Origin of the sequence: Undibacterium sp. Ji22W, from assembly GCF_049340305.1 — a bacterium.
Classification (GTDB): Bacteria; Pseudomonadota; Gammaproteobacteria; order Burkholderiales; family Burkholderiaceae_D; genus Undibacterium.
The window spans coordinates 700,332-721,558 of sequence record NZ_JBMPOU010000002.1 but is presented as its reverse complement, the minus strand read 5'-3'; the positions used below and the strand labels follow the sequence as shown (position 1 = coordinate 721,558).

Annotated in this window: 23 protein-coding genes; 15 read left to right on the top strand and 8 right to left on the bottom strand. The window is 47.6% G+C overall.

The features are described 5' to 3' along the window. Positions 1 to 32: 32 nt before the first annotated feature. The 6 genes from ACO0KW_RS09980 to ACO0KW_RS09955 all read left to right on the top strand — a co-directional run bounded on the left by ACO0KW_RS09980 (position 33) and on the right by ACO0KW_RS09955 (position 7,261). The gene (locus ACO0KW_RS09980; RefSeq protein ID WP_186941084.1) at positions 33 to 1,067 is read left to right on the top strand and encodes a rod shape-determining protein; all 1,035 of its coding nucleotides are present in this window, start codon (positions 33 to 35) and stop codon (positions 1,065 to 1,067) included. Between the two features lie 131 nt (positions 1,068 to 1,198). Further along, complete coding sequence (mreC, locus tag ACO0KW_RS09975) at positions 1,199 to 2,314, top strand: rod shape-determining protein MreC (protein ID WP_423052926.1); 1,116 nt, start codon at positions 1,199 to 1,201, stop codon at positions 2,312 to 2,314. Beyond that, positions 2,311 to 2,826: a rod shape-determining protein MreD gene (gene mreD / locus ACO0KW_RS09970; protein ID WP_423052925.1), complete on the top strand. Its 516-nt coding sequence runs from the start codon at positions 2,311 to 2,313 to the stop codon at positions 2,824 to 2,826. Before mreC ends, mreD begins: the two co-directional genes overlap by 4 nt. Positions 2,827 to 2,844: 18 nt before the next feature. After that, positions 2,845 to 4,977: a penicillin-binding protein 2 gene (gene mrdA, locus ACO0KW_RS09965; RefSeq protein WP_423052924.1), complete on the top strand. Its 2,133-nt coding sequence runs from the start codon at positions 2,845 to 2,847 to the stop codon at positions 4,975 to 4,977. A gap of 1 nt (position 4,978) precedes the next feature. Next, positions 4,979 to 6,088, top strand: coding sequence for a rod shape-determining protein RodA (rodA, locus tag ACO0KW_RS09960; RefSeq protein WP_423052923.1), 1,110 nt, complete (start codon positions 4,979 to 4,981; stop codon positions 6,086 to 6,088). Positions 6,089 to 6,100: 12 nt separating this feature from the next. Then, a complete protein-coding gene (locus ACO0KW_RS09955; protein ID WP_423052922.1) occupies positions 6,101 to 7,261 on the top strand; it encodes a septal ring lytic transglycosylase RlpA family protein in 1,161 nt (386 codons plus the stop codon). A gap of 10 nt (positions 7,262 to 7,271) precedes the next feature. On the opposite strand, the gene rsmI is transcribed toward ACO0KW_RS09955, so the two are convergent. After that, on the bottom strand, positions 7,272 to 8,180 hold the full coding sequence (rsmI, locus tag ACO0KW_RS09950) for a 16S rRNA (cytidine(1402)-2'-O)-methyltransferase (RefSeq protein ID WP_423052921.1): 909 nt from the start codon (positions 8,178 to 8,180) through the stop codon (positions 7,272 to 7,274). 40 nt (positions 8,181 to 8,220) lie between these two features. Here rsmI and ACO0KW_RS09945 point away from each other — a divergent pair, with 40 nt between their 5' ends. The 5 genes from ACO0KW_RS09945 (at position 8,221) to ACO0KW_RS09925 (ending at position 12,715) form a co-directional block, all read left to right on the top strand. Next, positions 8,221 to 8,607: a YraN family protein gene (locus ACO0KW_RS09945; protein WP_423052920.1), complete on the top strand. Its 387-nt coding sequence runs from the start codon at positions 8,221 to 8,223 to the stop codon at positions 8,605 to 8,607. 136 nt (positions 8,608 to 8,743) lie between these two features. Next, on the top strand, positions 8,744 to 9,352 hold the full coding sequence (locus ACO0KW_RS09940; RefSeq protein ID WP_423052919.1) for a phosphoheptose isomerase: 609 nt from the start codon (positions 8,744 to 8,746) through the stop codon (positions 9,350 to 9,352). Beyond that, positions 9,345 to 10,016, top strand: a complete 672-nt coding sequence (locus tag ACO0KW_RS09935; protein WP_423052918.1) for a BON domain-containing protein — start codon at positions 9,345 to 9,347, stop codon at positions 10,014 to 10,016. The genes ACO0KW_RS09940 and ACO0KW_RS09935 overlap by 8 nt, the downstream gene beginning before the upstream one ends. Before the next feature lie 60 nt (positions 10,017 to 10,076). Further along, positions 10,077 to 10,664, top strand: coding sequence for a LemA family protein (locus ACO0KW_RS09930; RefSeq protein WP_423052917.1), 588 nt, complete (start codon positions 10,077 to 10,079; stop codon positions 10,662 to 10,664). 53 nt (positions 10,665 to 10,717) lie between these two features. Continuing rightward, positions 10,718 to 12,715 carry a M48 family metallopeptidase gene (locus tag ACO0KW_RS09925; RefSeq protein WP_423052916.1) on the top strand — a complete coding sequence of 666 codons (1,998 nt, stop codon included), beginning with the start codon at positions 10,718 to 10,720 and terminating at the stop codon, positions 12,713 to 12,715. Positions 12,716 to 12,732: 17 nt separating this feature from the next. Here ACO0KW_RS09925 and ACO0KW_RS09920 read toward each other — a convergent pair whose 3' ends face one another. From ACO0KW_RS09920 to ACO0KW_RS09905, 4 genes are all read right to left on the bottom strand, one after another. After that, positions 12,733 to 13,158 carry a BLUF domain-containing protein gene (locus ACO0KW_RS09920; RefSeq protein ID WP_423052915.1) on the bottom strand — a complete coding sequence of 142 codons (426 nt, stop codon included), beginning with the start codon at positions 13,156 to 13,158 and terminating at the stop codon, positions 12,733 to 12,735. Between the two features lie 61 nt (positions 13,159 to 13,219). Then, entirely contained in the window at positions 13,220 to 13,924 is a 705-nt protein-coding gene (gene folE, locus ACO0KW_RS09915; RefSeq protein WP_423052914.1) for a GTP cyclohydrolase I, read from the bottom strand. A gap of 154 nt (positions 13,925 to 14,078) precedes the next feature. Next, a complete protein-coding gene (locus ACO0KW_RS09910; protein ID WP_423052913.1) occupies positions 14,079 to 14,285 on the bottom strand; it encodes a zf-HC2 domain-containing protein in 207 nt (68 codons plus the stop codon). 21 nt (positions 14,286 to 14,306) lie between these two features. Continuing rightward, positions 14,307 to 14,891 carry a sigma-70 family RNA polymerase sigma factor gene (locus ACO0KW_RS09905; protein WP_423052912.1) on the bottom strand — a complete coding sequence of 195 codons (585 nt, stop codon included), beginning with the start codon at positions 14,889 to 14,891 and terminating at the stop codon, positions 14,307 to 14,309. Positions 14,892 to 14,982: 91 nt separating this feature from the next. On the opposite strand from ACO0KW_RS09905, the gene argB reads away from it, so the two are divergent. The 4 genes from argB (at position 14,983) to slmA (ending at position 17,927) form a co-directional block, all read left to right on the top strand. Next, entirely contained in the window at positions 14,983 to 15,906 is a 924-nt protein-coding gene (gene argB, locus ACO0KW_RS09900; protein WP_186941068.1) for an acetylglutamate kinase, read from the top strand. A gap of 22 nt (positions 15,907 to 15,928) precedes the next feature. Then, positions 15,929 to 16,321, top strand: coding sequence for a hypothetical protein (locus ACO0KW_RS09895; protein ID WP_423052911.1), 393 nt, complete (start codon positions 15,929 to 15,931; stop codon positions 16,319 to 16,321). Positions 16,322 to 16,632: 311 nt separating this feature from the next. Beyond that, complete coding sequence (locus ACO0KW_RS09890) at positions 16,633 to 17,331, top strand: pyrimidine 5'-nucleotidase (protein WP_423052910.1); 699 nt, start codon at positions 16,633 to 16,635, stop codon at positions 17,329 to 17,331. A gap of 23 nt (positions 17,332 to 17,354) precedes the next feature. Beyond that, the gene (slmA, locus tag ACO0KW_RS09885; RefSeq protein WP_423052909.1) at positions 17,355 to 17,927 is read left to right on the top strand and encodes a nucleoid occlusion factor SlmA; all 573 of its coding nucleotides are present in this window, start codon (positions 17,355 to 17,357) and stop codon (positions 17,925 to 17,927) included. A 6-nt stretch (positions 17,928 to 17,933) separates the two neighbouring features. Here slmA and ACO0KW_RS09880 read toward each other — a convergent pair whose 3' ends face one another. The 3 genes from ACO0KW_RS09880 to ettA form a co-directional block, all read right to left on the bottom strand. Further along, complete coding sequence (locus ACO0KW_RS09880; RefSeq protein WP_423052908.1) at positions 17,934 to 18,521, bottom strand: IMPACT family protein; 588 nt, start codon at positions 18,519 to 18,521, stop codon at positions 17,934 to 17,936. Between the two features lie 27 nt (positions 18,522 to 18,548). Then, the gene (locus ACO0KW_RS09875; protein ID WP_423052907.1) at positions 18,549 to 18,989 is read right to left on the bottom strand and encodes a flagellar basal body-associated FliL family protein; all 441 of its coding nucleotides are present in this window, start codon (positions 18,987 to 18,989) and stop codon (positions 18,549 to 18,551) included. 102 nt (positions 18,990 to 19,091) lie between these two features. Next, positions 19,092 to 20,759, bottom strand: coding sequence for an energy-dependent translational throttle protein EttA (gene ettA / locus ACO0KW_RS09870; RefSeq protein ID WP_423052906.1), 1,668 nt, complete (start codon positions 20,757 to 20,759; stop codon positions 19,092 to 19,094). Positions 20,760 to 21,227: the final 468 nt, after the last annotated feature.

Here is a 21,227-nt window from a genome sequence, read left to right as displayed (position 1 = left end):
ATATCGATAATACAGAATACACAGGAATTTACATGTTTGGTTTTTTTCGTAGTAATGATTTGGCAATCGATCTCGGTACAGCCAATACGCTCATTTATGTTCGTGGTCAGGGCATCGTATTAGATGAACCTTCCGTCGTCGCGATTCGTCAAGAAGGTGGTCCAAACGGCAAGAAAACGATCCAAGCCGTGGGTAAAGAAGCGAAGCAAATGTTGGGTAAAGTGCCAGGTAATATCGAAGCGATTCGCCCGATGAAAGACGGCGTGATTGCAGACTTTACCGTGACTGAGCAAATGCTCAAGCAATTTATCCGCATGGTGCATGACACTAAATTATTCAAACCATCTCCGCGCATTATCATTTGCGTTCCTTGCGGCTCGACGCAGGTGGAACGCCGTGCGATTCGTGAATCTGCCTTAGGTGCGGGCGCTTCTCAGGTATATTTGATTGAAGAGCCAATGGCAGCCGCGATTGGTGCGGGCTTGCCCGTGTCTGATGCGACCGGTTCCATGGTCGTCGATATCGGCGGTGGCACTACGGAAGTTGGCGTGATTTCTCTCGGTGGTATGGTGTACAAAGGGTCTGTGCGCGTTGGCGGCGATAAGTTTGACGAAGCGATTGTCAACTACATTCGCCGTAACTACGGCATGCTGATCGGTGAGCAAACGGCTGAAGCGATCAAGAAAACTATCGGTTCTGCTTTCCCCGGATCTGAGATTAAGGAAATGGAAGTCAAAGGTCGTAACTTATCCGAAGGTATTCCACGCTCATTCACAATTTCAAGTAATGAAATTTTGGAAGCCTTGACCGACCCATTGAACAATATCGTATCCGCGGTGAAGAACGCTTTGGAACAGACCCCACCAGAGCTCGGTGCCGATATTGCTGAAAAAGGCATGATGTTGACTGGCGGCGGCGCTTTATTGCGTGATCTGGATCGTCTGTTGATGGAAGAAACTGGCTTGCCAGTGTTGGTGGCAGAAGAGCCTCTGACCTGCGTCGTACGCGGTTCTGGCATGGCACTCGAACGTATGGATAAATTGGGCTCTTTGTTTTCCTACGAATAGTTTGTGTATTGTTTGTGCGTAGTGCGGTGATGTAATGAAATTACCGTACTCACAGTGTAAAGTCAGATCTGGCAGAGGTAGAATGCCAGATCTTTTTTTAAGTTTTATTGCTTGCTCGCTGGCGTCAACCTATGCAACATAGTCCACCTCCACTTTTTAAACAGGGCGCTTCAGCGCGCGTTAAAGTGGTGTTCTTCGCAGTTTTCGCGATCGCATTATTGGTCGTCGATTCACGTATCAATTCCTTGGTACGCGTACGCCAAGTCGTTGCTACGGCACTTTATCCTTTGCAAATGCTCGTGCTGATGCCGCGTGACGCGGTGAAAGGCGTAGGCAATTATTTTGCTTCGACCGTGAGCCTGCAAAAAGAATTAAGCGACCTGAAACAGCAACAAATTTTGCAGACGCAGATGCTGCAAAGAAGCACATTGCTGCAAACTGAAAACGCACACTTGCGTCGTTTGATGGAGTTGAAAGAGCGTACGCCAGGCAAGTCTTTGCTGACGGAGATTTTGTATGACGCCCGCGACGAATATGTGCGCAAAATTATCCTCAACAAAGGTATGCAACAAGGTGTTGCGCTCGGTCAGCCGGTGATCGATGAGCGTGGCGTGATCGGCCAAGTGACGCGAGTATTTCCGCTGACTTCCGAAGTAACTTTGCTAACCGACAAAAATCAGGCGATTCCGGTGCAGGTAGAGCGCAGCGGGATGCGCAGCGTGATTACGGGGCGTGGTCGTTCAGCGTATCTGGATATGCGTGTGACCAGCAATGCAGACATCAAATTAGGCGATATTTTAGTGACGTCGGGTCTGGATGGCATTTATCCAGCTGGCTTACAAGTCGCGAAAGTGGCCCAGGTTGAAAGCAAAGCATCGACTACTTTTGAAGTTGTTTTGTGTACGCCAATCGCCGGTATTGAACAACATAAACAATTGCTGATCTTATTGGTAGAAACTAGTCAACTGGCACCGCCTGAATCAGAAGAAGAGCGCACTAAGAAAGAAAAAATAAATCGTCGTATGACCCGCGACTCTGTTAAGGATGGCGATAAGAACCTGAGTAAGGAAGCCGTGCCTGCGGCCGCCGATGCTCTGCCTTCAACTTCGCCAGCAACCAATAATACGACTGCTAATGCAGCCAATAATGCAGCCAATAATGCAGCAACTAAAGCAGCCACAACTGCAGTTCCCAAAACCGAAGTGCAGAGCACCGCTGCCAGTCCAACGAAAGAGGATAAAAAATGAACCGTCCTCACTATATTTTATTGCCCGCCAATTCCTTATTTATCACCTTGAGTTTGGTGGTGGCATTTATGTTGAACTTGTTCCCTTGGGGCGCACGTGTCGGTATCCCTGATTTTGTCGCTTTAGTATTGGTGTTTTGGAGTATCCATCAACCACGCAAAGTTGGGATCGGCGTGGCGTTTACGATGGGCTTATTGATGGACGTGCATGATGCCGTTTTTCTGGGTGAAAACGCCTTGGCATTCACGCTGCTGTCGTATTTTGCGATCTCCATTCACCGTCGTGTTTTGTGGTTTCCACCGCTGGTGCAGAGCTTGCAAGTATTTCCCTTATTCTTGGGTGTGCAGTTGATTCAGTTAACCGTGCGCTTGTTGTCTTCAGATTCGCATTTTCCTGGCTGGACATTTTTTCTTGAATGCGCAGTGACCACTGCACTTTGGCCAGTCGCTTCTTGGTTACTTTTGGCTCCGCAACGTCGCCCTGTCGATAAAGACAATACGCGTCCTATTTAACCTTAGAGCGGAGCGAGTATGACGGAGTTAAAAAATACTGAGCGTGAGCTGTATCTATTTCGGGTGCGCTTGTTAGTCGTCGGTATTGTCGCCTTAGTTTGTTTTAGCGTCTTGATTGGGCGTTTTATCTGGCTGCAGATCGTTAAGCATGAATCGTATGCGACGAAGGCAAATGAAAACCGGATTTCAGTTGTGCCTATCGTGCCGAATCGCGGTTTGATTATGGATAGGAATGGCGTGATTTTGGCGCGTAATTATTCTGCCTACACCTTAGAAATTACGCCTTCCAAAATTACCCAAGATCTAGACGCATTGATCGATGAGTTAGCGTTGCTGGTTGATATCCAACCCAAGCATCGGAAGCGCTTGCGTAAGCTGATGGAAGAATCGAAAAGTTTTGGCAGTTTGCCGATCCGCACCCGCTTGTCCGATGAAGAAGTCGCCCGCTTTACGGCACAGCGATTTCGTTTTCCTGGCGTCGATGTGCAGGCACGTTTATTCCGTCAATATCCACTTGGTGATGTGGCTTCACATGTCATTGGTTATATCGGTCGCATCAATAAACATGACGCAGAATTAATTGAAGATAGCGATGACGCGCCGAATTACAAAGGCACTAATTACATCGGTAAGGAAGGTCTGGAAAAGAGCTATGAAAAGCTCTTACACGGTAATACCGGCTTTGAAGAAGTTGAAGTGTCGGCGGGTGGACGTCCGGTACGAACCCTGTCGCACAATTTACCAAGCTCAGGCAAAAACCTGATCTTGTCGGTCGATATAGAATTGCAGAAAGTCATTGAGCAAGCATTCGGTGACCGACGTGGTGCCTTGGTGGCAATCGAACCTGAGACTGGCGATGTGCTGTCCTTCGTATCCATGCCAACTTTTGATCCGAATCTGTTTGTGGAGGGCATCGATCAGCAAAGCTGGAATGAGTTGAATACGTCCGAAGATATTCCACTATTAAATCGTCCCCTAAGCGGCGCTTATCCACCTGGCTCTACCTACAAACCTTTTATGGCATTAGCTGCCTTGGAGCTGGGTAAACGTACGATGACGCAGGCAATTTCTGATCCTGGCTATTTCGCGTATGGCAATAAAATTTTCCGTGATGATCGAGTTGGTGGCCATGGCTTGGTCGACATGTATCGAGCCGTTGCCTTATCTTGCGATACGTATTTTTACCAACTTGCGAATGACCTCGGCGTCGATGCCATGCATGATTTCATGGCGCAATTTGGGATGGGGCAGATCACCGGCATTGATCTAGACAATGAACGCAAAGGTCTATTGCCTTCCACCGAATGGAAGCGTACAGCCTTCAAAAAAACCATCAATCAACGCTGGATTCCAGGCGATACAATTTCTCTGGGTATCGGACAAGGTCAAAACACGTTCACACCTTTGCAAATGGCGCATGCCACGGCGACCTTAGTCAACAATGGCATCGTCATGAAACCACATTTGGTGAAAATGGTGGAGGACCCACAATCTAAAATCAGAACCTTGACAGTCCCAAAAGAAAGTAACCGGATTCAGTTGAAGCCTGAAAATGTGGAATTCATCAAAAACGCCATGGGCGGTGTGGTGCGCGAAGGAACGGGCGCACGTGCTTTTGCTGGTGCAGAATATCAGTCGGGTGGTAAGACAGGTACAGCGCAGGTCGTAGCGATGAAAAAAACCGAAAAACACGGTACAAAACATGCCAATCAACGGTTTCGTGATCACTCATGGTATATCGCTTTTGCACCGCTAGATAAACCAAAAATTGCCATCGCGATTATTGTTGAAAATGGTGGTTATGGTGCGGAATCTGCTGCACCGATCGTGCGAAAGGCAATGGACTATTATTTGTTGGGTAAGCGTCCAAATGACAAAGCAGCTGCGCCTGTAGCTGCTAAAGTCAGTGACGATACAGAAATAATTGATCCGGCGATACAAAACGAAGAAGACCTTGTGAAAGCGATGTCGACGCAACAAGCCCCAACAAATCCGCCAGCAAATGCGCCTGCGACTATGCCAATTGGTCCGGCCAGCAATACGCCAAAACTTAGTTCAAGAGTGGCGCCTAAGAGCACGCCAGCGAAAACTCCGGCAAAAACTTTAGAATCGATGCCAGATCCGGTTCAAGCTGCTAAGGTGAAAAAATAAGATGGACAATAAAGCGGTCTACTGGCAGCGCATACGCTCCTTCTTTCTGGTGTTCGATGCACCTTTGTCGATACTTTTATTTTTGATTATGTCGACCGGTATCGTCACGATGTATTCGGCGGGTATGGATTTCCCCGGACGCTTAGAACATCATTTGCGCAACATCGTGATCGCTTTTTTTGTGATGTGGTTTGTCGCCAATATTCCGCCCCAAACCTTGATGCGCTTTGCCGTGCCTTTGTACACCTTCGGTATCGCACTATTGGTCGCGGTAGCGATGTTTGGATTAGTGAAAAAAGGGGCGCGGCGCTGGCTCAATGTTGGCACCGTCGTGCAGCCTTCAGAAATTTTAAAAATCGCCCTACCGTTGATGCTGGCTTGGTATTTTCAAAAGCGCGAAGGTGCCTTGCGTTGGAAAGACTTCGGTATCGCGACGGTGATATTAGCGATTCCCGCGGGCTTGATTGCGAAACAGCCCGATCTGGGAACCACTATTTTGGTTTTTGTGGCTGGATTTTCGGTGATCTTTTTCGCAGGATTATCGTGGCGTTTGCTCGGTGTTTTGGTGATATTAGGGCTCGCTAGTCTGCCGTTGGTCTGGCAATTCTTATTGCACGATTACCAGCGTCATCGGGTGGAGATTATGTTTGATCCCACGGTGGATGCGTTGGGTAAAGGTTTTCACATTATTCAATCGATGATTGCAGTCGGTTCTGGCGGTTTGACCGGAAAAGGTTGGCAGAACGGAACCCAATCACATCTTGAATTTATCCCTGAACACACGACGGATTTTATCTCCGCGGTTTACTTGGAAGAATTCGGATTTGTCGGTGCGGTGTTTTTAGTGGTGCTTTACTTTTTGGTTGTGGTTCGTGGCTTGATGATTTCGGCGAATGCGCCGACCCTGTTTTCACGTTTGATGGCAGGCGCTGTAACCATGATTTATTTCACTTATGCCTTCGTGAACATGGGTATGGTAATTGGGATCTTGCCAGTGGTCGGGGTGCCCTTACCATTTATGAGTTTCGGTGGCACCGCGATGGTCACGCTGGGGATGGGCGCGGGTATTTTGATGAGCGTGCAATATCATCGTAAATTGATGAAATCCTAAGGCTTAGAAATAATGACTATCCAACGTAGCTTATCCTACTTAAGCCAGAGCGCAGCCATTGCCGCCATCTTGTTATTGGCAGCTTGTTCGACGCCAGTCAAGGTTGCGCCCGCGGCGAAAGAAGCGAGTAAGCCAGTGAATGCAAACAATACTGCGTCCACGCCTAAGCCTGGTGTCAGCACTCTGCCCGCTTTGCCGAAAGCGAATTCAGGGCGCGGTGGTTATTATCAGGATGATGGTCCCGGTGACGATATTCCCGAAGGTTTGGAATCGACGGTGGATCCTATTCCCGTAGTCGAACCGTATTCGCGCACAGGCAACAAACCCTACAAAGTTTTCGGTAAAGAATACACACCAATTAACGACAGCACCACACCGTATAAGCAACGCGGTGTCGCCAGTTGGTATGGCAAAAAATTTCATGGCAAGCGAACCTCCTCCGGCGAGCCGTATGACATGTATAAAATGACTGCCGCGCATCCGCTGCTGCCGATACCTTCGTATGCACGCGTGACTAATTTGAGTAACGGCAAGCAAATTATTGTTCGGATCAATGACAGGGGACCTTTTCACTCCAGCCGTATTATGGATCTATCCTACACTGCTGCTTTGAAATTGGGTTACCTAGGAAAGGGAAGCAGCGAAGTAGAACTTGAACGTTTGCTGCCGGAAGATATCGCTAGAATGGCGGAGAACAGTCAAAATCAAGTCGCTCAGAATTCGTCAGCAAGTCGCGCCATCAGTGTGAGTAAAACGCCGGCTGCAACTGCAGACAAAGATGGCGTGACGCTGGAAACCATGATCGCTGCGCAAGAACGTAGAATGCCTACCGAAACACGACCAGTGGCAGCGCCTGAGCAAACGGTAAAAGTGGAGACCAAATCGCAAAACAGTAGTGAAACTAGTGCAGGATCGAGCGGAACTAATTTCTACTTGCAGTTCGCCGCGTTTGCGATTCGCGCCAATGCAGAAGCGAGCATGGCACAGCTAAAACAAGTACTGCAAAACCGAGAAAGTCGTGACGGTGCTGGAGCTGAAATCAATTTAGAAATTGTGCAGCAAGGTAATCTGTATCGCCTGCAAAGCGGCCCGTATACACAGCGAGATACCGCTCAGCGTGCGGCGCAAGAGCTTGCCGTCGGCAGCGCCAAACCAATTGTGATTCAGCGTTGATTGCTTACTCTTACGCTCGCTCTTTCATTTCTAAGGCCATTTGATACAGCGCGTTCTTTTTTTGACCGGTGATCTGCGCCGCCAATGCTGAGGCCTGCTTCACTGACAATTCTGTGAGCAAAATAGTCAAAATGCGTTTCGCTTCAAGATCGTCGTCCGCCTGATCAGGATTGGCTCCTTCGACAATCACAACATATTCGCCTTTTTCTCTGTGACTATCTTGCGCCAGCCAATGCGCGGCTTCGCCTAAAGTGCAGCGATGAATTTCTTCAAACAGCTTACTCAATTCACGCGCAAATACGATCCGCCGTTCGCTCCCAAAAACGTGCAATAAAGCCTGGCAAGATTCGAGTATCCGGTGTGGTGCTTCATAAAAAATTAAACTTGCGGGGATTTGAGTTAATCCTTGCAATACGCTCTCGCGTTGACCGGCTTTGGCAGGCAAGAAGCCGACAAAATAGAATTGATCATTCACTAAACCGCTGGCAGATAAAGCACTAATCGCCGCTGATGCACCAGGTAGCGGCGAGACACGCAAACCAGCGGCACGTACCGCATCGACAATAATCGCACCCGGATCGGACACCGCTGGCGTGCCCGCATCGGATACCAGGGCGATGCGTTCACCTGCTTGTAAACGCTGTATCAGTTTCGCGGCGACTTCGTGTTCATTATGCTGATGTGCAGCGATTAAGGGTTTATGGAGGCCATAGCGCGTTAATAATTGCGCGGTATTGCGGGTATCTTCACACGCGACTGCATCGACGATGTTCAACAGATGCAAAGCGCGCAATGAAATATCCGCACTATTGCCAATCGGTGTTGCTACTATGTACAGAGTCGCGTTAGGATAGCTTTGCTGTTTCACCGCTTCAAATAAGGCCGCAGGATTGAAAGCAGCATCGTGGTCTTGGCTCATGGGACTATTTCCATATTGTTCGTAACAAAGATTGTACGCTATGACAGAATCAAATTGGTTAGCACGACGACTGGCGTCTATTCGTACCAGTAAACAAAGAACGGGCGACGCCGCCGAGCAGCAAGCTTTGTTGCATTTGCAAACGCAGGGTTTGCAATTAGTACAAAGAAGTTTCTTGTGCAAAGGTGGCGAGATTGATTTGATCATGCGTGATGGTAAACATCTAGTATTTGTCGAAGTGCGCAAGCGCAGTTCGCGACAATTCGGCGGTGCTGTCGCTAGCGTGACCGCCAGCAAACAAAAGCGCCTTATCCACGCCGCTCAAGTGTATTTGCAGAGTATTAAGCCCTTGCCGGCCTGCCGTTTCGATTTGGTGGCGTTTGAGGGTGAACAACTGATCTGGTTAAAGAATGTAATTTCAGGCTGAGTTAAAATAAACACTCGAAATTGTCACTAAAATGCGCTGAAACATCGCTATTGTCAGCGTTGACGGTAATAAAATCCTTCTTTTACCTGAAAATCAGATACCTACTTGATCTGGACTCCCCTATAATCGCCCCACTATGAAAAATCCACGCATACTTTCGCACTTTCAAGAAAGTGCAGAACTGAAAATGATATCGGCTGAATTACTCGCCGAGCCTATCGAGCAGGCGATCGAGCTGATGTTCACTGCTTTATCAAATGGAAATAAGATTCTTGCCTGTGGAAATGGTGGATCTGCAGCGGATTGCCAGCACTTCGCTGCAGAATTGGTTGGACGTTTTGAACGTGAGCGTTTGCCTTTACCTGCACTCGCACTGACTACCGATAGCTCGATTATGACGGCGATTGCGAACGACTACAGCTTTCAGGAAGTGTTCTCCAAGCAGGTGCAAGCTTTCGGGCAGGCTGGTGATATTTTATTGGCGATTACGACCTCAGGAAATTCACAAGGCGTTTTGAATGCAGTTGACGCTGCACTTGAGCGTGATATGCGGGTCATTGCCTTGACAGGCAAAGGCGGCGGCGAAATGAACAACAGGCTGACTGAAGCAGACGTGCACATTTGTGTTCCACATGACAGAACCGCACGGATTCAGGAAGTTCATTTATTAACGATACACTGTATGTGTGACGGCATTGATGCCGCTTTATTTGGAGGCGATTTTGGAGACAGTTCGGATGAATAAATCTTTTTGGAATCCGGTAGTAAAAAGTCTGGCGCGACCGTTTTTGGTAGCGAGTTTATCTTGCGCGGCGCTAGTGAGTCTGCAAGGCTGTGTGGCAGTTGTGGTTGGCAGTGCGGTGATGGGAACGTTAGCGGCCACTGACAGACGCACTTTCGGCGCTCAAACCGAAGATAAAGCCATCGTGTTGAAAGGTGAGCTCGCGATTAAACGTGTTTTGGGCGATGCCGCGCACGTCAATGTAAATAGTTTTAATCGGGTGGCTTTATTGACTGGCGAAGTTGCAGATAACGAAGCACGTGCCGCAGCTGAGAAAGAAGTGCGCGCAGTGCAGGGCGTTATGAATGTACAAAACGAAATACTGGTTTCGGGCTTGTCGAATTTCTCGGCACGCTCATCGGATACGGTGATTACCACAAAAGTGATTGCTTCTTTGGTTGACACTAAAGATCTCTATCGCAGCGCATTTAAAGTCATCACGGAAGGTGGTACGGTCTTCTTGATGGGACGCGTGACGCATCGTGAAGGCGACTTAGCGGCACGTGTAGCGGCAGGGGTGAACGGTGTGCGTAAAGTGGTCAAGGTGTTTGAATACATCACTGAAGATGAGTTGAAAACCATGCTGGCAACCCCAAACAAAGTGGATTTGAACGAGGAATCTAAGTAAGCAAAAAAACTATAGAGCTGCAGAGTTACGATTTGCAGCTCTTTTTTTCAGGAGAATGATATGGGATTTATTATTTTTTTACTTATCGTTGGCGCGCTGATTTTTTGGGCCATTAGTACCTATAACAATCTGGTGAGTTTTCGTAATCGTTTTAAAAATGGATTTGCACAAATCGACGTGCAGCTTAAACGTCGCTACGATTTGATTCCGAATTTGGTGGAAGTTGCCAAAGGTTATATGAAGCACGAGCGCGAAACTCTGGAAGCAGTGATCGCAGCGCGCAATCAGGCAGTCACAGCCAATGCGCAAGTGGCGGCTGATCCAGCGAACGCGGCTGCAGTGCATCAGTTGTCGAATGCCGAAGGCGCTTTAGCTTCGTCTCTAGGAAAAATGTTTGCGTTATCAGAATCGTATCCAGATCTGAAAGCGAATGAAAACATGCTGCAATTAACAGAAGAATTGACCAGCACAGAAAATAAAATTTCATTTGCTCGTCAAGCGTATAACGACAGTGTGATGCAATACAACACGGCGTGCGAGCAATTTCCGGGCAATATTTTTGCCGGTATGTTTGGCTTTAAAACAGCCGAATTATTGGAAGCGACCGAGGCACCGGAAGAACGCAAAGCCGTCAAAGTTTCGTTCTGACGCTACTGAATCTCTTCTTCACTGCTTAATTCGCACAGCTTAAGTATGCACCCATGAACTTCTTTGAACATCAGGCGCAAGCACATCGCGAAAGTAAGAAATTACTCTTCCTGTTTGTGCTGGCCGTGATCGCAATCGTGCTGGCAGTCAATGCTACTTTAGCTTTGCTATGGTTATGGTCAAAAGGCCTGCACGCGGCGGGGACTTTCACCTATCCACGCGGTTTCTTTTTTACGAATACTGCCGTGACGCTTTTGTTTATCGTCGGTGGTACTTTGTTCGAAATGGCGCGCCTAAAAGATGGTGGTGATGCCGTGGCGCAGATGGCAGGAGGGCGTTTGGTGCAACCCGACTCGCGCGATATTCAGGAACGTCGTCTTTTGAATATCGTGGAAGAAATGGCATTAGCCTCAGGTATCGCTTGTCCGCGTGTCTATGTGATGGATGAAGAAGATGCGATTAATGCGTTTGCCGCAGGTTATCATCAGAATGAAGCGGTGGTGGCAGTCACACGCGGCACTTTATCGCGCTTAAGCCGAGATGAATTGCAAGGTGTGATCGGCCACGAATTCAGTCACATTTTAAATGGCGATATGCGCATGAATGTGAAACTGATCGGCGTTTTGTTTGGTATCCAAATGCTGGCCAGTTTTGGTCAGCATTTGATGGAATGGGGTGCCCGCATGGGTGGCTCCCGTAGCCGTGATGAAAAAGGCCCATCCTTACAATTGATGATGATCGTGTTTGGTGTAGCCTTGTTCGTGATTGGTTACATCGGTATATTTTTCGGACGTTTGATTAAATCAGCAGTATCGCGTCAGCGTGAATTTTTAGCCGACGCCAGCGCCGTACAATTTACCCGCAATCCGGATGGGATAGGCGGTGCTCTGCGCAAAATTGGTGGATTAACGCGGAAAAACAAATGTGGTTCGCGGATTAATAATCCGAATGCTGAACAGTTATCGCACATGTTCTTAGGCGCGGCGCGGCCCAATTTATTGTCTGGTTTATTTGCTACCCATCCGCCCATAGAGACGCGCCTACAACGTTTGTATGGTCGTAATGTGGAGCTGCTGGATGCCAGTGAATTACCGGCAGAAGTGGATCACCTTCCTGTAATGGGCGTCGCTGCCTCAGGCTTTGCTCCAGCCTCACCGAGGGCGCAGCTGCCGTCCGCCATTGCGGTTTCTACTTCTAGCTTTCATCCAGAGTTCGGCTATCAGGCTGCAACGCCGTCGGTTGAAACACCCTTAGCAAACCAGTTACCTGCTGCCGCGACCAACAAGATGGCGGTAAGTATTCCTGCTGAAATTGTACAAGCTGCGCGTGACCCCAAAGCGGCTAGCGCCTTGGTCTATGCTTTATTACTGGATCGTAGTGATGCCGCCAATTTTCAAATTCAACTCGATATCTTACGTCAAGCGGTCGCTCCACAATGTGCGCTCGTGACCTTGTTGCATGAGTTGACGGAAACGATGTCGGCAAGCATGCGTTTGCCTGTCTTGGATTTAGCCATGCCAGCGTTGAAATTATTAAGTGCGGAGCAGGCCCAACAATTATTGGGTATAGCAGCGCGTCTGATCGCCGCGGATCAGGTGGTGACGCAGGCGGAATTTGTCGTGCAAACTTTGTTGCAGCGACGCTTGAGTTCGCAAGCGGGTCGTGATGTGAAAGTCAAATATGCAGGGCTGCATCAATTGTCCGCAGAAACTGCCTTGCTGATCTCATTAATGGCAACGACAGAATTTGCGGCGGAGCAGGCAGAGCAAGCCTTTCAGACGGCCTTGAACAACATGCCTGATCTCGGTTTGGGCGCTGCACGGTTTGTACCTCGGGCAGCGGTAGATTACTTTGACGTGAAGCAGGCGCTCGACAAATTCCAGCAATTAGCACCCTTGGCGAAACCATTTTTGGTTCGCTTGATGCTCAAGGCTAGTGGAGAGAAAATAAGTATCGCTGGTGCCGATTTATTGCGCAGTGTTTGCGCAGCATTAGATGCACCGATACCAGAAGTAGTGAGTGCCAGCTACGCATCGATACCCACTTCGTAACACTAAGAAAGTATTAACTAGGCTCGCCCTACAATCGCTGCGGTTGCCATTAACTCTTCGATCAAAGCCAACGACATTTTCCCTGACATTCTGTGTGGATTAAGTTCAGGAAGTGCCGAGTATTTTAATAAAATGGACGGATTAATTTTGCCTAGGTTGGCTTGCCCCATGGTCCAACCAGCATAGCGGCGTTGGCTGATCTCTTCGTAATCTAAAAGGATCACATCGGTGTGGCGTGGGTCGCGCAAGATGTGACCATACAGCGTATTAATCGCTTCGCGCCCGCCTTCTAAAACTTGCATAAATACTTGATCGCTGTGACAGAGAATGCCAGTAATTCCATGCTGCGGATTATGATCGCGCGATTGTTGCATGATGTTTTGTACGGTCTCACTTAAATTGCCATCGATGGCACGGCTCGCGTATAAAAGACGGACTAACATGCTGGTTTTCCTATCACGGTTGAAATTGTGGCTAGCGTTATTTCTTAAGTTACTTCCCAAATTATTTCTTAATCAGCGATAAAAACTCACGACGTAAATTTGGATCTTTTAAAAATGATCCATGCATCACGCTATTGATCATTTTTGAATCCATATCTTTCACGCCACGCCAATGCATGCAGAAGTGATCGGCCTCCATAACTACCGCTAATCCATCGGGTTGCATCTTTTCTTGCAAGGCGTCTGCGAGTTGCACGACCGCTTCCTCCTGAATTTGCGGGCGACTCATGATCCAGTCGGCAATGCGGGCGTATTTCGACAAGCCGATCAGATTCGAATGTTCGTTCGGCATCACACCAATCCAGACCTTACCGATGATCGGGCATAGATGATGCGAGCAGGCTGAGCGCACCGTAATTGGGCCGATGATCATTAATTCGTTCAGGTGCGACGCATTCGGAAATTCCGTGACCGGCGGCATAGGCAAGTAACGACCTTTGAAGATTTCGTTCAGATACATTTTGGCGACACGGCGCCCAGTATCCAAAGTATTGTGGTCGCTGGCGGTATCGATGACTAAGCTCTCCAATACGCCACGTAGTTTGCCTTCGACCTCGGCCAACAGCAGATCGAGTTCGCCTGGCTCGATGAAATCGGCGATATTGTCATTCGCGTGGTAACGAACCTTAGCGTTGACGATACGCTCACGGATACGCTGTGAGACAGGGATCGTAGGAACAGCTTGAAATTTGGAGTCAGTTGGCATTATTTGTCCAGTCGGCGCGAACGCCAAAAGCAAGATTTCGTGCGAGAAGTGATGCTGAAAGGTGCTATGGTAACTGAATCAGACACATTGTGTTTTTCACTGTGGTTCTTTTAGCGGTTCAACTCAGTGACATCGCCGCTTTCTAAGCCATAATTCAAGGCTCATGCTGGTCTGAAGACTTGCCTTTCGCCATTTCTTGCATTGCTATCCGTATGGTGCGCATTTGCGTGCCAAAGTTAGTACAAGAACGACACATACTCAAATGAATTTTCAATTGAGTACGTTCCGTTAGGCTCAACTCACGATCTAAGTTTTCGGAGAGTTTTTGGTGGGCCTGCTTGCAGGTATAAAAGATACGCATAAGAAAACTCTGGTAAAGATGCTATTTCGCAGCAGGTGTATGGGCAAACCAATTGAGTTCCAGGCATTCACGCAAACGTAAGCGCGCACGATAGAGCAGAACCCATAGATTAGACGTACTCAGAGCCAATTCCTTACAAATTTCTTCGGTGGATAATTCCAGCCACTCACGCATCATGAAAACACGGGCCGTTTGTGGCGGCAATTTTTCCAAGCAAATTTCTAAAGTTTTGAAAAAATCTTGCTGCTGCAGACTCGCCTCCGGTGCACCCCAAGCGCTAGCGACTTCTATCGTATGCCCATTCGCATTAAATAAATGATCGACAACATCGTCATCGGATTGGTCTTCACCGGCAAAATCGGCGAACTGCGCTTCACGATTCCCTGCACGGAGAAAATCAATGATTTTGAATTTTAAAATGCCAATAACATACGTTCGCAGACTGGATTTGCCGCTGAAACTATCGGGCTTTTCCAGCACCGCCAGCAAGGTTTCTTGCACGGCATCGTCAGCATGTACAGCATTTCTCAGCTGCAGCAGAGCAAAACGCTGCAAGGCTGGGCGCATGATCTCAAGCTGTTGATGCAATTCCGCAATGTGGGACATAAATAAAAATACCTAATCAGGTTTTAACGGGCATCGCTTTTGCCTGTAAAATTCAGGCTAAGATCTCGATACTTCATAGGATAACCTTAATATGAGCATTACGACAAACACTCTCGACGAAACACCCGATCGCTTAGCTGGGGTAGAACCTGAAATTAAAGCGGAGATTTTGGCAGAGGCATTACCGTATATCCGTAAATTTCACGGTAAAACCATCGTCGTGAAATACGGCGGTAACGCGATGACCGAAGAACGTTTAAAACACGGCTTCGCACGCGACGTCATTTTGCTCAAATTGGTGGGTATGAACCCAGTTGTTGTCCATGGTGGTGGTCCACAAATCGACAACGCCCTGAAAAAAGTCGGCAAACAAGGCACTTTCGTCCAAGGCATGCGCATCACCGACGAAGAAACCATGGAAGTGGTGGAGTGGGTGTTGGGCGGTGAAGTGCAACAAGATATCGTCATGCTGATCAATCATTACGGCGGTCAAGCGGTCGGGTTAACAGGCAAAGACGGCGGCTTAATCCGCGCCCGTAAAATGAAAATGCCAGACCGCGAAAACCCTGGTGAATTCTTAGACATCGGTTTCGTCGGCGAAATCGACGCGATCAATCCAGCGGTCGTTAAAGCCCTGCAAGACGATGCCTTCATCCCGATTATTTCCCCTATCGGTTTCGGCGAAGACGGCCAAGCCTACAACATTAATGCCGACTTGGTAGCAGGCAAAATCGCCGAAATTCTGAAAGCCGAAAAGCTGATCATGATGACAAATATCCCTGGCGTCTTAGACAAACAAGGCAACTTGGTAACAGACCTATCCGCCAGAGAAATCGACGAAATGTTCGCAGACGGCACGATCTCCGGCGGCATGTTACCGAAGATTTCTTCCGCCTTAGATGCCGCAAAATCAGGTGTGAATACGGTCCACATTATCGATGGCCGCATTCCGCATTCTTTGCTACTTGAGATTTTAACGGAGCAAGCTTTTGGTACGATGATTCGTAGTCATTGAAAATCATTATTAGGGATGAGAAATGTACGCACTTAAAGTTCAGGTCAACGAAAGGACTCCAATAGTTGGTGGGACGGAGGATCTTGGTGTTTTGAGTGCGATATTATCTTGTTCTGGAAAATTAGGTAGTGCGACTAACTCACGCGGACGTGATGATACAAAGGATTTTTCCTTTCGTCTCGGAGGATTGACAGCACGTTTTGATGGTGTTCAAGATGAACATTTAGTTTGGTTGGAAGATAATAATTTGGCGTTGGGCGATAGAGTTACCATTGAGATTGTGGAAGTTAATTTGGCAGACCCTATAATCCGTGGTCAGGAGGCTGAAACGAGAGCAGAAGATGAGAGGGCATACTTCGAACATTGTAAGCGCACATATTTTGAAATGCGTGAAAAATATGAAAGCGATGTTTAGTTTGAAGATTCTTTTGAATTAATTTGACATCACGTTTTACTGTCGACGTTCGAGACCTTGAGCTTTCCGCTTCTAGCGATGCCAATTGTGCGATACGGAAAATGGAAAGAGAAAGCTTCGTTGTTTGAGCGAAGCGAGTTTCGAAGCTTTCCCATTTTTTGTTTCGCACAATTGGGAACCCGAAGGGCAGCGATAGTGCGGTCGCCTTTTTTGGGTTACCTTTTTTGGCGAAGCAAAAAAGGTAACTGGCTGTCGGGCCACCCCCGACCTGTGAACGATGAGCTTTGCTCAAAACGTAAAGCCAAAGCGAAATGCAAGCAAAACAAACCATCTGGCTATTCGACCTAGACAACACCCTACACAACGCCAGCGCAGCAGTCTTCCCCAGCATAGCCAACAACATGACCCGCTATATGACCCAAGTCTTAGCAGAGGCCAATCATCCTTCAGACCCAGAAACCGTCAACCAACTAAGAATCAGTTACCTGAAACGTTACGGCGCCACGCTAAAAGGCATGGTCATCCACCATGGTGTGAATGAAAAAGACTTCCTGCGTGAAGCGCACAAGTTCGATCACTTACCAGATCTGCTCAGACGAGAACGCGGATTGTCGAAAATACTTGCGCTATTACCCGGCAAAAAAATCTTGTTCACCAATGCCCCGCAAAGCTATTCACAACAAGCCATCAGGCACTTTCAAATTCATCGCCATTTTGCTGCGCATATCTCCATAGAAAACATGCGCGTGCATGGCAAATCTCACCCTAAACCCAGCAAGCCCTATCTGCGCAGGCTGTTAGCGCAACATGGCTGGCACCCCAGTCAATGTATTTTGGTGGAAGATAGCGTGGCCAATATCATCGCTGCTAAACAATTAGGCATACGCACGGTGATGGTGACGGGGCACGGACAACACGTGCAACAGAAAAGTATTTCTGCCAGCGCCGATATCACAGTAAAATCAGTGTTCGACTTGCCGCGACGCTTACGTCAGTTGCACATTTCTTAGTCTTCACCAATTACTTTCAAGCTATGTCTATCACGAAACCCGGCGAGCGTAAGCTCCAGATCTTACAGGCCTTAGCAGGCATGTTAGAAAACCCTAAGGGCGAAAAAATTACCACGGCAGCATTGGCCGCTAAAATCGATGTGTCAGAAGCGACTTTATATCGTCACTTTGCCAGCAAGGCGCAGATGTTTGAAGGCTTGATCGAATTCATTGAAACAACCGTGTTTGGCCTGATTAATCAAATCAGCCAACAACATAAAGACGGCTTGCAGCAAGCGCAGGGAATCACCTTGATGTTATTGAGTTTTGCTGAGCGCAATCCGGGCATGACCCGAGTGTTAATTGGAGATGCTTTAGTGCATGAAGATGACCGCTTACAACTACGTATTAATCAATTGATGGACAGAATTGAACTCGCTTACAAACAGGCACTCAGACAAGCGGGTGCACAAGGACAAGTCCCAGAATCGGAAGTGGCGATGCGCGCGAATTTGTTGACGACTTTTGTGCTCGGACGTTGGCAGCGTTATGCGAAGACGGGTTTTAAAGCTAGCCCGACTGAGTTGGCGACCTTGCAAATCGCCGTGCTGCTCTGATGGAAATTATTCTTCCGACAGCCGTTCCAAATTGCCACGTAATAGATTGAAGGCTTCTTGGTAAAAGGCATCGACTTGATTGGCTTTGAGTTTGATCGTTAATATTGCTCGGTCCGCATAGTCGACTTGCAAAATACTCGCCTGATAATGATCGCATACGCGTCGTAATTGCGATTCATCAGCGAAGTTAGCCGCTAATTGGATTTCACTCAATACTTCAATGGCGATTAATTCTGCATTCTTAAACGCATCTGAAATCGCCTGACCGTAAGCGCGGGTTAATCCACCTGCACCTAGCTTGGTGCCGCCCCAATAGCGCACTACCACTGCCAACACATTGAACAATTCTTTATGTACCAGCACGTTGTACATGGGCTTAGCGGCAGTGCCAGAAGGCTCGCCATCATCATCTAAGCCGGAGTCACCCTCGCACAATAAGACCCAACAAACGTGCACTGCATTTGGATGTTGGGCGCGAATTTGACTGAGTAGAGTTTGTGCTTCGTTGCGGCTAAAAATCGGATAAAGCTGACCAAGAAAGCGACTTTTTTTTATTTCGATTTCAGCAGCGACTGCCGATTTGAGTTGATACATAGAGACCGATGATGGGGGATGTCGCGATTATTGTACGACGAAGTTTTCAAAGAAGACATCGGACACCATTTCTTTATCCCATTGCGTTAAAGCTTTGTTGAGCTTTTCGCGCAGTTCATCAATCAGGAGCTTCTTTCCAGCCGTAGTCAACATATCGGTCGATTCCTTGGCACTCAGTGCCATGATAATGACATGGCGCACGATAGGCGTGAGCTGTTTAATTTTTTCAGCCGCTTCCGCATTCGTTAGTTGCAAACTAACAATGGTTTGCAGATAGCGATCAAAGCTCGTCAGGTTCACGACGAAAGGTTCTAGGCGTGAGATAGGCAAGGCGGTACTGTCACCACTTGCAGCTTTCTCATTAAATGCCTGGGCATTCCCCGTTATCAGGGTTGCGCTGAGCAACAAGCAACCTGAAAGAATAAATTGGCGTATTCCAGCCCGTGTGACACGCATCTTATCGATCATACTCATACTCTACCATTATGCAAAATAAACGAAGGATTTTTGACTTGATTCATGACAGTGTGGAAAGCGATTGACGATGCCGTCAACCGCTTTGTACTCAACTTATACCGTCAATGGTTTGTAACGAATACGCTTAGGTTTTGCACCCTCTTCACCTAAACGTTTTTTCTTGTCGGCTTCATATTCCTGATAGTTGCCATCGAAGAAGCTTACTTGTGAATCGCCTTCAAACGCAAGGATGTGTGTCGCAATACGATCTAAGAACCAACGATCATGTGAGATCACCATTACGCTACCAGCGAATTCCAATAAAGCATCTTCTAAAGCGCGTAAAGTTTCTACGTCTAGATCATTCGATGGCTCATCGAGTAATAAGACATTGCCGCCTTGTAGCAAGGTTTTTGCCAGATGCAAACGACCACGTTCACCGCCAGACAAATTGCCGACGATTTTTTGCTGATCGCCACCTTTGAAGTTAAAGCGTCCGAGGTAAGCACGGGAAGGCATCTCGAAACGTCCGACCGTCAAAATGTCTGCACCATTCGCGACATCTTCAAACACGGTTTTGGTATTACCCAAATCTTCGCGTGATTGATCGACCAGTGAGATTTTTGCAGTCTGACCGAGCACAACTTCACCGCTATCTGGTTGTTCAATTCCTTTGATCATTTTGAACAAAGTGGATTTACCGGCGCCGTTCGGGCCGATGATACCGACGATTGCGCCAGGTGGAATCTTAAAGCTTAGATTGTCGATCAAGAGGCGATCACTAAAAGATTTACTGACGTTTTTGAATTCGATCACTTCATTACCTAAACGCTCTGCTACAGGAATAAAGATCTCCTGTGTTTCATTACGTTTTTGGTATTCATGTTCACTCATTTCATTGAAGCGTGCTAGACGTGCTTTACTCTTCGCCTGACGTGCTTTTGGATTCTGGCGTGACCATTCCAATTCTTTTTGCAAGGCGCGTTGACGTGCCGATTCAGTCGCTTCTTCTTGTTTCAAGCGTGCTTGCTTTTGATCTAACCAGGATGAGTAATTGCCTTTCCAAGGAATACCTGCACCGCGATCCAACTCCAAAATCCATTCAGCGGCATTGTCCAAGAAATAGCGATCATGCGTAATCGCGACGACGGTGCCAGGGAAACGTAATAAGAATTGCTCCAGCCAATCGACTGATTCTGCATCCAGATGGTTGGTCGGTTCATCAAGCAACAACATGTCAGGCTTAGATAACAACAAACGGCACAAAGCGACACGGCGTTTTTCACCACCCGACAAGACCGCAATTTTGGCATCCCAAGGTGGCAAGCGCAAAGCATCCGCAGCCATTTCTAATTGCAGTTCAACATTGTCCCCGGCTGAGGTAGAGATAATCGCTTCTAAGCGAGCCTGTTCATTCGCCAGCGCATCGAAATCGGCGTCTTCTTCCGCATAAGCGGCATACACTAATTCTAGTTTGGCTTTTGCTTCAAATACTTCGCCAAGCGCACCTTCAACGGCTTCACGTACGGTTTGTTCTGGATCGAGTTGTGGTTCTTGCGGTAGATAGCCGATATTCAGATTCGGCATGGGTACCGCTTCGCCCTGAATATCTTTATCGATACCTGCCATGATTTTCAATAGAGATGATTTACCCGAGCCATTCAAACCCAAGACGCCGATTTTGGCACCCGGGAAAAAAGAAAGGGAAATATCTTTTAAAATTTGACGTTTAGGTGGGACGATCTTGCCGACCCGGTTCATGGTATAGACGTAATTTGCCATTTTGGGGGAGTTCTTAGAGGGAAAATTGGAAGCCGCTAGGATACCTCAAGAGCAGGGGTAAGCGCGCTTTGGATAAGAAAAATAGTTGCTGTAAAAATGCGATCTACCTGCGCGAAGCATTAAGAGTTTGTCCTTGATAGGGTATCTGTTGCGGTTTCAAGATGTTGAGTAGCTTTTCTGATATCACAGTGACGGCTTGTTCGCTCTACTTGGCGATTATTGTTGTTTCGTTAAAGGACTACGAAACAACAGTAGTTTGATAATTCTCATAGGCAATCTGAAAGCCTTGCTATCAATTGTCATATAAAGTTAAGATGAACAAAACCAAGTTCAAAATGGTTAGAAAATAAACAAAATACTGGTATAGTCGACGTTTTACTAAGCTCTTTGCCCGATTCCTGCAGTTGACTTGCGGCTAGCTATGGCGGAAAACAGTCGTGCGCAGTAAATGACATAGATATTGATGGC

Excerpts from the sequence above, each read along its gene's own strand:
- rsmI (WP_423052921.1), bottom strand. The coding sequence starts at position 8,180 with ATGAGCCAAGACCACGATGCTGCTTTCAATCCTGCGGCCTTATTTGAA.
- ACO0KW_RS09925 (WP_423052916.1), top strand. The coding sequence starts at position 10,718 with ATGAACTTCTTTGAACATCAGGCGCAAGCACATCGCGAAAGTAAGAAA.
- ACO0KW_RS09880 (WP_423052908.1), bottom strand. The coding sequence starts at position 18,521 with ATGTATCAACTCAAATCGGCAGTCGCTGCTGAAATCGAAATAAAAAAA.
- ACO0KW_RS09980 (WP_186941084.1), top strand. The coding sequence starts at position 33 with ATGTTTGGTTTTTTTCGTAGTAATGATTTGGCAATCGATCTCGGTACA.
- ACO0KW_RS09895 (WP_423052911.1), top strand. The coding sequence starts at position 15,929 with ATGTACGCACTTAAAGTTCAGGTCAACGAAAGGACTCCAATAGTTGGT.
- ACO0KW_RS09930 (WP_423052917.1), top strand. The coding sequence starts at position 10,077 with ATGGGATTTATTATTTTTTTACTTATCGTTGGCGCGCTGATTTTTTGG.
- ACO0KW_RS09920 (WP_423052915.1), bottom strand. The coding sequence starts at position 13,158 with ATGTTAGTCCGTCTTTTATACGCGAGCCGTGCCATCGATGGCAATTTA.
- ACO0KW_RS09940 (WP_423052919.1), top strand. The coding sequence starts at position 8,744 with ATGAAAAATCCACGCATACTTTCGCACTTTCAAGAAAGTGCAGAACTG.
- ACO0KW_RS09875 (WP_423052907.1), bottom strand. The coding sequence starts at position 18,989 with ATGATCGATAAGATGCGTGTCACACGGGCTGGAATACGCCAATTTATT.
- ACO0KW_RS09890 (WP_423052910.1), top strand. The coding sequence starts at position 16,633 with ATGCAAGCAAAACAAACCATCTGGCTATTCGACCTAGACAACACCCTA.
- slmA (WP_423052909.1), top strand. The coding sequence starts at position 17,355 with ATGTCTATCACGAAACCCGGCGAGCGTAAGCTCCAGATCTTACAGGCC.
- ACO0KW_RS09945 (WP_423052920.1), top strand. The coding sequence starts at position 8,221 with ATGACAGAATCAAATTGGTTAGCACGACGACTGGCGTCTATTCGTACC.
- ettA (WP_423052906.1), bottom strand. The coding sequence starts at position 20,759 with ATGGCAAATTACGTCTATACCATGAACCGGGTCGGCAAGATCGTCCCA.
- rodA (WP_423052923.1), top strand. The coding sequence starts at position 4,979 with ATGGACAATAAAGCGGTCTACTGGCAGCGCATACGCTCCTTCTTTCTG.
- mreD (WP_423052925.1), top strand. The coding sequence starts at position 2,311 with ATGAACCGTCCTCACTATATTTTATTGCCCGCCAATTCCTTATTTATC.
- argB (WP_186941068.1), top strand. The coding sequence starts at position 14,983 with ATGAGCATTACGACAAACACTCTCGACGAAACACCCGATCGCTTAGCT.
- ACO0KW_RS09905 (WP_423052912.1), bottom strand. The coding sequence starts at position 14,891 with ATGTCCCACATTGCGGAATTGCATCAACAGCTTGAGATCATGCGCCCA.
- mreC (WP_423052926.1), top strand. The coding sequence starts at position 1,199 with ATGCAACATAGTCCACCTCCACTTTTTAAACAGGGCGCTTCAGCGCGC.
- ACO0KW_RS09955 (WP_423052922.1), top strand. The coding sequence starts at position 6,101 with ATGACTATCCAACGTAGCTTATCCTACTTAAGCCAGAGCGCAGCCATT.
- mrdA (WP_423052924.1), top strand. The coding sequence starts at position 2,845 with ATGACGGAGTTAAAAAATACTGAGCGTGAGCTGTATCTATTTCGGGTG.
- folE (WP_423052914.1), bottom strand. The coding sequence starts at position 13,924 with ATGCCAACTGACTCCAAATTTCAAGCTGTTCCTACGATCCCTGTCTCA.
- ACO0KW_RS09935 (WP_423052918.1), top strand. The coding sequence starts at position 9,345 with ATGAATAAATCTTTTTGGAATCCGGTAGTAAAAAGTCTGGCGCGACCG.
- ACO0KW_RS09910 (WP_423052913.1), bottom strand. The coding sequence starts at position 14,285 with ATGCGTATCTTTTATACCTGCAAGCAGGCCCACCAAAAACTCTCCGAA.